Source organism: Acinetobacter sp. LCT-H3, assembly GCF_001866125.1.
GTDB classification, from domain to species: Bacteria; Pseudomonadota; Gammaproteobacteria; order Pseudomonadales; family Moraxellaceae; genus Acinetobacter; species Acinetobacter schindleri.
Window position 1 is genome coordinate 43,625 of sequence record NZ_MODX01000020.1, and the last position, 11,733, is coordinate 55,357.

10 protein-coding genes and 1 pseudogene are annotated in these 11,733 nt (G+C 44.1%); 7 read left to right on the plus strand and 4 right to left on the minus strand.

Annotation, left to right across the window (positions count from 1 at the left end; genetic code table 11):
• The first annotated feature begins 11 nt into the window (after nt 1–11).
• The 3 genes from BK820_RS11075 to BK820_RS11085 all read left to right on the plus strand — a co-directional run bounded on the left by BK820_RS11075 (nt 12) and on the right by BK820_RS11085 (nt 3,856).
• A complete protein-coding gene (locus tag BK820_RS11075) occupies nt 12–1,217 on the plus strand; it encodes an acetyl-CoA C-acetyltransferase (RefSeq protein ID WP_004891565.1) in 1,206 nt (401 codons plus the stop codon).
• A 10-nt stretch (nt 1,218–1,227) separates the two neighbouring features.
• Nucleotides 1,228–3,360 carry a 3-hydroxyacyl-CoA dehydrogenase NAD-binding domain-containing protein gene (locus BK820_RS11080; RefSeq protein WP_004891563.1) on the plus strand — a complete coding sequence of 711 codons (2,133 nt, stop codon included), beginning with the start codon at nt 1,228–1,230 and terminating at the stop codon, nt 3,358–3,360.
• 154 nt (nt 3,361–3,514) lie between these two features.
• A complete protein-coding gene (locus tag BK820_RS11085; protein ID WP_004891561.1) occupies nt 3,515–3,856 on the plus strand; it encodes a hypothetical protein in 342 nt (113 codons plus the stop codon).
• Nucleotides 3,857–3,916: 60 nt separating this feature from the next.
• Here BK820_RS11085 and BK820_RS11090 read toward each other — a convergent pair whose 3' ends face one another.
• Together BK820_RS11090 and BK820_RS11095 are read right to left on the minus strand one after the other, a co-directional pair.
• On the minus strand, nt 3,917–4,348 hold the full coding sequence (locus BK820_RS11090; protein ID WP_071320945.1) for a GNAT family N-acetyltransferase: 432 nt from the start codon (nt 4,346–4,348) through the stop codon (nt 3,917–3,919).
• Complete coding sequence (locus BK820_RS11095) at nt 4,342–5,562, minus strand: class I SAM-dependent methyltransferase (RefSeq protein ID WP_071320946.1); 1,221 nt, start codon at nt 5,560–5,562, stop codon at nt 4,342–4,344. Before BK820_RS11095 ends, BK820_RS11090 begins: the two co-directional genes overlap by 7 nt.
• A 101-nt stretch (nt 5,563–5,663) precedes the next feature.
• On the opposite strand from BK820_RS11095, the gene trhA reads away from it, so the two are divergent.
• From trhA to BK820_RS11110, 3 genes are all read left to right on the plus strand, one after another.
• A complete protein-coding gene (gene trhA / locus BK820_RS11100) occupies nt 5,664–6,308 on the plus strand; it encodes a PAQR family membrane homeostasis protein TrhA (protein WP_071320947.1) in 645 nt (214 codons plus the stop codon).
• A 142-nt stretch (nt 6,309–6,450) separates the two neighbouring features.
• Nucleotides 6,451–7,758 carry an MFS transporter gene (locus BK820_RS11105; protein ID WP_071320948.1) on the plus strand — a complete coding sequence of 436 codons (1,308 nt, stop codon included), beginning with the start codon at nt 6,451–6,453 and terminating at the stop codon, nt 7,756–7,758.
• Between the two features lie 145 nt (nt 7,759–7,903).
• Nucleotides 7,904–8,344: a hypothetical protein gene (locus BK820_RS11110; RefSeq protein ID WP_008304534.1), complete on the plus strand. Its 441-nt coding sequence runs from the start codon at nt 7,904–7,906 to the stop codon at nt 8,342–8,344.
• Nucleotides 8,345–8,366: 22 nt separating this feature from the next.
• Here BK820_RS11110 and BK820_RS11115 read toward each other — a convergent pair whose 3' ends face one another.
• The gene (locus BK820_RS11115; protein WP_004891549.1) at nt 8,367–9,377 is read right to left on the minus strand and encodes a metallophosphoesterase; all 1,011 of its coding nucleotides are present in this window, start codon (nt 9,375–9,377) and stop codon (nt 8,367–8,369) included.
• Between the two features lie 101 nt (nt 9,378–9,478).
• Here BK820_RS11115 and BK820_RS11120 point away from each other — a divergent pair, with 101 nt between their 5' ends.
• A complete protein-coding gene (locus BK820_RS11120) occupies nt 9,479–11,113 on the plus strand; it encodes a phospholipase D family protein (protein WP_372510698.1) in 1,635 nt (544 codons plus the stop codon).
• Nucleotides 11,114–11,196: 83 nt separating this feature from the next.
• Here the strand turns inward: BK820_RS11120 and BK820_RS11125 are convergent.
• A pseudogene (locus tag BK820_RS11125) lies at nt 11,197–11,733 on the minus strand (hypothetical protein); the annotation flags it as partial.

Consider the following 11,733-nt stretch of genomic DNA (forward strand, 5'->3'; position numbering starts at 1 on the left):
AGGGAAATTGTATGAGCGAGGCCTATATCATCGATGCCATTCGCACACCACGTGGCAAGGGAAAAAAGGATGGATCCTTGTATGAAGTCAAACCGATCAGTTTACTCACTACCCTGCTCAATGAACTGAAAGAGCGTCATTCCTTAGATACCTCCAAGGTTGATGACATTGTCTTGGGCTGTGTCACTCCGATTGGTGACCAAGGTGCTGATATTGCCAAAACTGCAGCAATTGCAGCGGGTTGGGATAACGATGTGGCTGGTGTACAGATTAACCGTTTCTGCGCTTCTGGTCTGGAAGCAGTCAATATGGCCGCACAAAAAGTCCGTTCAGGTTGGGAGGATTTAGTGGTTGCGGGTGGAGTCGAATCCATGTCCCGCGTACCGATGGGTTCGGATGGCGGCCCTTGGGCGCTCGATCCTGAAACCAATATGGCTTGTGATTTTATTCCACAAGGCATTGGTGCCGACCTGATCGCGACCATTGATGGTTATAGCCGTGATGATGTAGATAGTTTTGCAGAACAGTCCCAGAAAAAAGCGGCAACAGCTCAGGCCAGTGGTCATTTTGATAAATCGATTGTGCCAGTTAAAGATAAAGCTGGTGTGGTGATTCTGGATAAAGATGAGTTCATTAAACCGAATACGACAATTGAAACACTCAGCAAACTCAACCCAAGCTTTGCCACCATGGGACAGATGGGCTTTGATGCAATTGCCCTGCAAAAATATCCAGAAGTCGGTACAGTCAATCATGTGCACCATGCGGGAAATTCTTCTGGCATCGTGGATGGTGCTGCCTTGGTCCTGCTTGCTTCAGAACAGGCTGTTAAAGAGCAGAACCTGAAACCGCGTGCCAAAGTCTTGTCAACGGCTCTGGTGGGCGCTGATCCAACCATTATGCTCACCGGCCCTGCCCCGGCTGCACGTAAAGCTTTGGCTAAAGCTGGTCTCAGCATTGATGATATTGACCTGTTTGAGGTCAATGAAGCCTTCGCCGCAGTCGTTATGCGCTTTATTAAAGAACTCAACGTTGATCCAGCCAAAGTCAATGTTAACGGTGGCGCCATTGCCATGGGACATCCACTGGGTGCAACCGGTGCCATGATTCTCGGTACTTTGTTAGATGAGCTGGAACGCCAGGGTAAAAAACGTGGATTAGCAACTTTATGCGTCGGTGGCGGCATGGGTATTGCCACTATTATTGAACTGGTTTAAGGAGAGAACCATGAGCGCCATTCAATTTGAAAAAACAGCGGACAATATTGTTGTTCTGACTTTTGACTCTCCAAACCAGTCTGCTAACACCATGAATGCCGACTTTCGCACTGCACTTAGCGAAGTTGTCGATAGGCTTAAAGTAGATGATGAAATTTCCGGAATTATTTTCCGTTCAGCCAAAAAGACTTTTTTCGCTGGCGGTGATCTGGATGAACTGATTCAAGCTACACCAGAACATGCCACTGAATTCTTCAACATGATTGAAGAGATGAAAGTACAGCTGCGCTATATCGAAACCCGTGGTATTCCGGTGGTTGCAGCCTTGAACGGCACCGCTCTTGGCGGTGGCTGGGAAATTGCCCTGTGTGCCCACCACCGGATTGCCTTGAATGATCCAAAAAGCAAATTTGGTTTACCTGAAGTGACTTTAGGTCTGCTACCCGGTGGTGGCGGCATAGTCCGCACTGTTCGTTTGCTGGGTTTGCAAACCGCTCTTCCTTTATTGATGGAAGGTAAGCAGCTCGGTGTAGAAAAAGCTAAAGCATTGGGCTTGATTCATGACACGGCTGATAGCCCTGATGAGCTGCTGGAAAAAGCAGTTGTATGCATTAAAGCCCATCCTAAATCCGTACAACCTTTTGATGAAAAAGGCTACAAGATTCCAGGCGGCTCACCATCCACGCCAGCAGTGGCACAAATGCTGGCAATTGCTCCTGCGATGCTACGTGATAAAACCAAAGCTTGTTATCCAGCACCTGAAGCGATTATGTCTGCAGCAGTTGAAGGTGCGCAGGTCGATGTCGATACAGCCCTCCGTATTGAATCCCGTTATTTCACCTATCTGGCGACCGGTCAGATATCGAAAAACATGATCGGCACCTTCTGGCATGGCATGAACAGTATTAAATCCGGGGTTCATCGCCCAAAAGATTGTGCCAAATGGCAAGCCAAGAAAGTTGGGATTTTGGGTGCAGGGATGATGGGCGCTGGAATTGCTTATGTCACCGCCAGCAGAGGTATTCAGGTCGTTCTAAAAGATATCTCGATCGAAGCTGCTGAAAAAGGCAAAGCCTATAGCCAGAAACTGCTGGACAAGAAAGTCAGTCAAGGTCGACTTACAGCTGGACAGCGCGAACAGATTTTAAATCTGATTCATCCCACTGCAAACACAGAAGATTTGACGGGCTGTGACCTGATCATCGAAGCGGTCTTTGAAAATCAGGAACTGAAAGCTCAGGTGATTCAGGAAGCAGAACAATATCTGGCTGCCGACGGCGTAATGGCATCAAATACTTCGACCTTACCAATTAGCAATCTGGCACAGGCAAGTAAGGATCAAGATAAATTTATCGGTCTGCATTTCTTTAGTCCGGTGGATAAAATGCAGCTGGTAGAAATCATCAGGGGGCAAAATACCTTAGACGAAACCCTCGCCAAAGCTTTTGATTTCGTGCAGCAGATCGGCAAGTTGCCAATCGTCGTGAATGACAGTCGTGGTTTCTTTACTAGCCGTGTCTTTGGTACTTTTGTACAAGAAGGTTTGCGTCTGCTGTCAGAAGGTGTGCATCCAGCACGTATTGAAATGGCTGCTTTAAAAGCTGGTATGCCCGTTGGTCCATTGGCAGTTCAGGATGAAGTGTCCTTAACCCTGACCGAGCATGTTAGCAATGAAACGCGCAAGGTACTTCAGGCAGAAGGTAAAGAACGTCAGGCCTCACCTGCCGATGCAGTCATTCAAACCATGATTCACCAGTTTAATCGCAAAGGAAAGGCAGCTGGCGCGGGCTTTTATGACTATCCTGAAGGTGGGAAAAAACAACTCTGGTCAGGCCTCAGTCACTGGAATAAAAATACCGAGATTTCTGAGCAGGAGATGATTGAACGCTTCCTGTTTGTACAGGCACTGGATACCGTACGTTGCCTGGAAGAAGGCGTGTTGCAGTCAACTGCAGAAGGAAATATTGGCTCGATCTTTGGCATTGGCTTCCCTGCCTGGACCGGTGGTGCAGTGCAGTATTTAAATCAGTATGGACTGGCGAAGGCCTTGGCACGTGCCAATGTACTGGAAAAAAAATATGGTGAACGCTTTAAAGCACCGGCACTGTTAAAAAATAAGGTTTCTGCTGCTGAAACTTTCTAATCTAATTCGCACAGAATAAAGAGGAGCGTTCAGCTCCTCTTTTTATAAGTCTACTGAAAAAATGATCATATTTTACAGTGCAAATCCAGTCTGCTTTTCAGCCAATCTATGTTATAAAGTAACATAGATTCTATATCCTCTTTGGGTTCATACCATGTCTGATCAAAATACTCCTGAAAATTCGCCTTGGGGTTGGAGAGCACTGATTATCTTCTGCATAATTGGTGGTATATTCATGTTTATCTTCTGGTTAGCTGTCAGCAATGAACCGGACTACATGCCAAGCCAGCAGAAGAAACAGGATACCCAGCAACACGCATTTAAAAATGCCCCAACCATGTCAGAAGAAGCCATTGCCAAAGCTCAGGCAGATCGTGAAGCACGTGCAGCAGCTCAACAAGGTACTGAACCGCAATCAACAGCTGCTGAAGAACAGCATATGTCAGCAGATGAACATGCCCATATGGATACCGAACATGGTGCACATGATCATTAAGATCTTACGATAAAAAAAGCGAGGTTCATGCCTCGCTTTTTTATATCTGAAAATGAATCTTTAAAGTTGTAAATACATATCGATATGTGGAATTCCACAGTCCAGATATTCATCACCCTGTAGCTGAAAACCCAAAGCCTGATAAAAGCCGATAGCATGTACTTGAGAGGAAAGTTTGACAAACTGCCGTCCTTCAGCGCATGCATAGTCAATTACTGCCTGCATTAACTGTTGACCGATCTTGAAACCACGCGCTGATTTCAGTACTGCAACACGACCGATACTACTATTTGTTAATAGTCGGGCTGTGGCAACCGGTTGATCATGCAGATAAGCCACAAAATGGGTGCACAGCTTATCTTCTGCATCCCATTCATCTTCCGGTGCAATATGCTGTTCCTGAATAAACACAGCTTCGCGAATCAGTCTGGCTTCGGCAGCCAGCTCGGCCCAAGTGCCTGCAACAATTTTTAGCTCAGCATGATTTAGCATTTACAACCAATCCCCTGTTGATCCCATTCATCCTTGAGCAATAATTCAAGGGAGTGTTTCTGAATCCCATACATCTCTTTCAAAGCCTGAATCTGGTTCAGCACGTCCTGATCCGGTTCCTGATCGTCCTTGCGCTTCACCGCCAGAATCATTTTGTTTTTGCTGGTATGCTCAAGCGCAACAAATTCGAATACTTTAGTTTCATAACCATAGGCTTTCAGCAACAAGGCACGAATAGTATCTGTCAGCATTTCTGCCTGCTGGCCCGTATGAATCCCGAATTGCAGCATTGGACTCAAAACTTTTGGCGCCTGTAACTGTGGGCGTAGTTCCTTGTGACAACATGGGGCACACATGATGATCTGCGCATTCAGACGAATGCCGGTATGAATGGCAAAATCCGTGGCCACATCACAAGCATGTAAGGCAATCATCACATCCAGATGCTCAGGCTCATAGGTGCGCACATCACCCTGGAAGAAATCGAGCTGGTTAAACTGGGATTGTTCTGCCACCTTCTGGCAAAACTCAACCATTTTCGGATTCAGTTCTACACCCGTCACCCACGGCGTCTGTCCATGCTTTTGCATATAGTCATACAAGGCACAAGTCAGATAGCCCTTACCTGAACCAAAATCTACTACCCGCAGACCTTCCTGAGAGGCTTTAATCTGCGAAAGCGCATTCGAGAAAATTTCCACAAACTTGTTAATCTGTTTCCACTTGCGCGCCATGCTCGGAATGACCTGACCTTGCTGATCAGTAATGCCGAGATGCTGCAGAAACACACTGTCCTGATCCACATAACGCTGCTTGACCCGGTCATGGCCCTGTTCAGCAGTTTTGGATTTAACAATAGGTAGAGTTTTGCTGCGGGTCAGCATGACTTTTTTCTTGTTTTTTTTCAGCTGCAATTCTTCGGCTGTAGTGATCAGATTGGCCTGCTTGCAACAGGCCAATAATTCAGTGACCTGAGACAAAGCCTCAGTTAAAGGATAATTTTTAGTGACGTCCTGGGTTTTATATCTGTACAGACAACTCAGTACTTTTTGCTCATTCAGCCAAATGACGCGCAAAGTCATTTTCTCCAGTTGTTCCAGTTCGCCCTTATACTGACTTAAAATCAGGCGATCAAATTGATCTGTTTCAATGGCTTGCTGGAAAGTATCCAGAAATTGCTGTTCTTGAACCGAGAAAGAAGCCAAAATGGACATAAAAGAAACCTGAAATGAATTGCCATTAAAGTGTAAATGTTCTTACCCTAAAAGCAAAATTGAATTACTATACATTTGTATATTTAAGAAGAATGATAACTATGTCAAATGCACCATTGCTTCAGGATTATGATGCTATCGAAGAGCGCATCAACTACATCAGTCACGGTATAGGTGCTGCCTTGTCAGTAATTGCCGGTATTTTACTGGTGATTAAAGGCTCTTATCTCAGTACGGGTCAATGGATTGGCTTATGGGTCTATGCACTGAGCATGATTGTACTTTTTTCTGCATCCATGCTGTATCACATGGCCACAACTGCAGACCGACGTTATTTCTATAAAAAAATTGACCATACTGCGATCTATTATCTGATTGCCGGTACTTATACTCCCTTTCTGGCAATTGCCATTCCAACGGCCAAAGCCCAGTATTTGTTGATTGCTTTATGGATCATTGCTGTCTTTGGAACACTATTCAAGTTCATTTTCATTCATCGTTTTCAGAAACTTTCCCTGTTTGCTTATCTCGCAATGGGCTGGCTTGCACTGTTAGTTATTGATGATATGCAGAAATATTTATCAGTACAATCTTTAACCTTTCTCATCATTGGGGGACTTGCTTATACGATGGGTGCATTGTTTTATGCATTAAAAAGAGTAAGATATACGCACGCTATCTGGCACATTTTTGTATTGATAGGCGCAGGATCACATTTTCTGTCTATCTATCTTTACGTGATTTAATCCTCTCATTCTTCATTTCAGTGACCCTGAGCAAGTTGAATTGAGAAGATTGCAGTTGTTTTTTTAAGAAATTACGCCTTTTTTAAAAAGATTACGCTTTTAAAACTAAGTTGTTTTATTTTTAGTAAGTGTAAGGTCATTCATGGCGTCGACAAATTCTGCTGCTCAGCCAGCACAAAACTCAAAATTCCGCGTTTTAACAGCGAGTTTAGTAGGCACTACAATCGAGTTCTTCGATTTCTATATTTATGCTACTGCCGCTGTCATTATTTTCCCTTATTTGTTCTTCCCGGCAAGTACAGACCCAATGACCGCAACGATCCAGTCACTTGCGACTTTCGCAATTGCCTTTATTGCGCGTCCGATCGGTGCGGCATTGTTTGGTCACCTCGGCGACAGAATTGGTCGTAAAGCCACTCTGGTTGCTGCCTTGCTGACCATGGGACTGTCTACTGTAGCGATTGGCCTACTGCCAACTTATGGTCAAATTGGTATTGTAGCGCCTTTGCTCTTGGCATTATGCCGTTTAGGTCAGGGCCTTGGTCTGGGTGGTGAATGGTCAGGTGCGGTCTTACTTGCAACTGAAAATGCACCTGAAGGTAAACGTGCCTGGTATGGTATGTTCCCGCAATTGGGTGCACCAATTGGCTTTATCCTGGCAACTGGCTCATTCTTGACGCTCGGTGCATTGATGTCTGAAGCTGACTTCATGGCTTGGGGCTGGCGTATTCCATTCATTTCAAGTGCGCTTCTTGTTATTGTAGGTCTTTGGATTCGATTAAAACTGCATGAAACACCTGCATTCCTGAACGTTTTGGACAAGCAAAAAGAAGTAAACGTACCTTTTGTTCAAGTATTTAAAAAACATTCTAAAATGTTAGTACTGGGTACAATTGCAGCTATCTGTACCTTCGTTGTGTTCTACTTAACAACTGTATTTGCGCTGCAATGGGGTACTAAGCAGCTAGGCTATTCACGTGAAGAATTCCTTCAGTTGCAATTAGTTGCAACGCTATGCTTTGCTGCATTCATCCCATTATCTGCTGTATTCGCAGAAAAGTTCGGTCGTAAAGCGACTTCAATCGGTGTATGTATCGTTTCTGCGATCTTCGGTATCTTCTTTGCCGACATGCTTGAATCAGGCAGTACAGTTATCGTATTCCTGTTCCTGTGTATCGGACTTGCGATCATGGGCTTAACTTATGGTCCGATTGGTACTGTATTGTCTGAAATCTTCCCGACTTCAGTACGTTATACAGGTTCCGCTTTGACCTTCAACTTGGCAGGCATCTTCGGGGCATCTTTTGCGCCTTTAATCGCAACCAAGCTGGCAACACAATATGGTTTATCTGCCGTGGGTTATTACCTGACAGCAGCCTCTATCCTGTCACTGTTGGCATTCCTGCTGATTCGTGAAACCAAGAATGATGATGTAAACAATCAGATCTAATTCAGGTATTGGCCTATAAGAAAAGCCAGTGCGAACGCACTGGCTTTTTTATTTCCGAAATTTGGTGTGCAACAAAAAACTGCTATTTCTCCTCCTCTATTTACGGAACAATACAGAAACGGATTCATAACGAAAAGGATAAGATATGCAGGATCCAATCGAATATTTGACCGAAGACCAGCTGGTTCATATTGTGGTCTTACTGGAAGAAGACAAGAAAAGCGAAGCCATCCAATATATTGTTCAACATACGCCATTAGACCAACAGCAGGCGCTTGAAGTGATTGCCGCGATCGTGATGGAGCATGATGCTGCCTTACAGGTACAGACACAAGGCGCAAGATTTAGTGATGATGTCACCATTAATCCACAGCTGAAGACTGAAGCGCTAACCGACTCTATTGCAGTCTCCATCCCTGCAAGTGCTACACAAGATCATGCTACCCGCCCACCCATTCCAGAGTCGACCCAAGAGTTACAGGAAAAAGTCGCTGAACCGGTCACTGCAAAAAATGGACCGCATCTGATCTGGATCATTGCAGGTATTATTCTTCTGATTCTGCTAATTATCTGGATGGTTGGCTAGATACTGAAATCCGCCAAATCATTTATATCAACTCAATGATATCGATGGTGGGTGGTACACGAAAACGGAAAGGTACACCCACCAGACCTGTTCCGACAGTGACAAATACATCGGCATGTTCATGTCGATATAAGCCGCGCTTATGTCCGAGAATTGACACCCGTTTCATCACATAGTCCGTCAACCACGGTAATTCCACTTGCCCGCCATGCGTATGTCCAGAAAGCATCAATGGCCGGCTTGGCAATTTCGGCACCATGTCTACCGTATCCGGGTTATGTGACAGGATCACCCAGGGCTTATCTTGCGGCAACTCTGGCAAGAACCGCATATCCGCTTTACCCGCCCAGAGATCACCAATACCCACCAGGCGAAATTCATCAAATTCAACAATTTGCCCTTCAATATCTATAACATTATTGCTTACTAGAGCAGTATGTAATAACTCTTGAATGGGCGGTCCCGGGTACTGCTCATCATGGTTACCATTCACAGAATATACCGGTGCCTGAATTTCCTGCAGAATGGCGAGTTCTTGGGTCAGGGTATCTTCCGGTTCATAGGTCCAGTCACCTGCGACCACTACCAAATCAGGCTGCTGCTGATTTAATTTATGTACAATTTGTTTTAGCTGACGTTCATGACCAGAAAATAAACCAATATGCAAATCCGCAATTAAAGCAATACGAACAGGTTGCCGCATTTTTTTATCAGTATTAATCTGATAACGAGTAGTCTTGATCTGGATTAAATGCGGCTCAATAAAACGTGCATAACACAGTACCCCACTGAGCAGACAGATAAATACTGCCTCATGAATGGAATAATATCCATTAAAACCGCCATAAATACTAAAGAAAAATAAAGGAATCAGTAGATAAGATAGATAATAAGCGAGCAGATGGGTAAAGGCTTTAAAGGGATGAATCGTCTGGGTATGTGACTGACTGATCCACGCCTGCGATATACACCACAGCGCCAAAATCGCCATTCCGATATAGAAATATAAGATCACGGAATCGATATTCCCCATAATTTCGCCTTGTCCAGTTCTTTAGTACATTCTCTGCTCTGTATTTATCTTTTCACAGCTGGCAATTATACTCAAACCTAATTTATCACGCTTAGATTCATATGACGAATGCTCCCCGCTCCAAGGCTGACCAGCCCATGGTCACTTCCCGACGTAATACTCCATATAAATCTGCTGTTTTACTGGGTTTGAGCCTTGTTCTGGGGATCCCTGCCTGCAGCACGCTTCCTCCGCAGGTAGAACGACCTTCACATACTGCCTTTGAAACTGATACTTCACAGACTTCCCTGGCTAAAATTGTTCAACCTTTACGTGATCAATATCTAGGTTTGACTGGATATCATGTTCTCTATGATCCACTTGAAGCACTTGCAGCCCGTATGCAACTGATTCATAAGGCCGAGCAGACTTTAGATCTGCAATATTATATTTGGGACAATGACCGGATTGGCGCACTGGCCTTAAATGGCATTATTCAGGCCGCCGACCGTGGAGTAAAGGTCCGCCTCCTGATTGATGACAACAATGCCAAGAAGATGGAAGGCATTTATCTGGCATTGGATCAGCATCAAAATATCGATGTTCGCTTATATAATCCCTATCGCTTCCGCCAGCATCGTGCCATGGATATGGTACTGGATTTGAAACGTATCAATCGTCGTATGCACAACAAGAGCTTTATTGCAGATAATCAGATTGCCTTGATTGGCGGACGTAATATGAGTAATCAGTATTACAATGTAAGTGATGCCTATCAATTTTCCGATGTAGATGTGTTGCTGGTTGGTGCTGCCTCAGATGAGATTATCCATTCCTTTGATGAATACTGGAATGATGACTATGCCTATCCAGTGCGGAATATTGTTAATCCACGTCACCATAGCCTACGCTTTGAAAGCCTTAAACAGCAGCTAAAAGCACATCAGGATGACCCACGAGTACAAAACTACCTCGACTTAGCTAACAGGTCTAAGGCTTTTGATAAATGGCTTGATCATAATATCCAGCTGGATTGGGTTGAAGCAGAAGTAGTCAAAGACCCGCCTACCAAGATCAAGTCCAAGGCAAAAAAAGAAGAACACCTGAATTTCCAGTTGTTACAGCATCTGGAAAAACCTGAACAAAGTGTAGATATTGTCTCTGCTTATTTTGTACCAGAAAAAGAAGGTGCAGAACGGCTCAAAAGTCTGGCTCAAAAAGATATAAAGATTCGAGTACTCACCAATTCTTATAAAGCCAATGACGTTCCTGTTGTGCATGCTTTTTATTCTAAGTACCGTAAAGATTTACTGGAACATGATGTACAGTTGTACGAATTTCTAGCGGCGCCAGATGCAGCAAACCTGAATGCCAATACCAAGGAAATTGCTGACAAGGCTAAAGTGAGCTTGAAAGGTCTGAGTCGTTCCAGTTTACACGCAAAACTGATGGCCTTAGATGAGAAACAGGTATTTATTGGTTCTTTTAACTTTGACCCGCGTTCAGCCTATCTAAATACAGAGATTGGTGTATTACTCAATAGCCCTTCCTTAGCACAAGCTGTGCATAAAACCATGGATCAGAACTTAAGTAAATATGCTTATAAGCTGGTATTAGATGCCAATCAGAATATCAACTGGAAGATCCAGCAACCGAATGGTGAAATTAAAACTTTGACCAAAGAACCGAAAATGAAATGGCATCAAAAAGCCCTATTAAAGTTTGTGTCTTGGCTTCCGCTTGAAGGGTTCATGTAACAACATGGCCCGTCTGGAAAAATAGCTGAACCAAATAATAAAAAACCAGTCGATGCGACTGGTTTTTTATTGAATTTTTTATATTAGGATTTCGCTTTTACTTTATAGCATTCAGCAGCGGTCAGGCTAACTGTACCTCCTGCAAGTTTGGATAATCTCTTAACACTTTCATCAGAAGGATTCTGTTTACCATAAACTTGGCTAAAGCTAGCAAAGCTATTTGCCCATTTTACCGTATTCCCTTCAGAGTCTGTCAAACTGATCGTCGGTTTAGGAGTATTCGTACCGTCACCTGTTACTCTCACATTAAATAAATCAGTCAAATTCACTAATGCTCCCCCTACCACTATGGATTCGGAAGAACCATCAGTTGAGGTCTTGATGGTGGAATTCATACCAATGAGAGCACCGTTCAAATCGCCTAATTCCTCATTAGCGAAAACCATACGAATAGAAAGTGTATTGTCTGTTTTCTTTCTCACAGCTGCAGGTACAAAGGCACGTGAAACGGTTCCAATACGATATTGTTGTACTGTTTCTACCGCATCCGTATCCTCAGAATCCTCGACCAAATAGGTTGTTTGCATTGTAGATGGATTGGGCTTTGTTGCACAAAGATT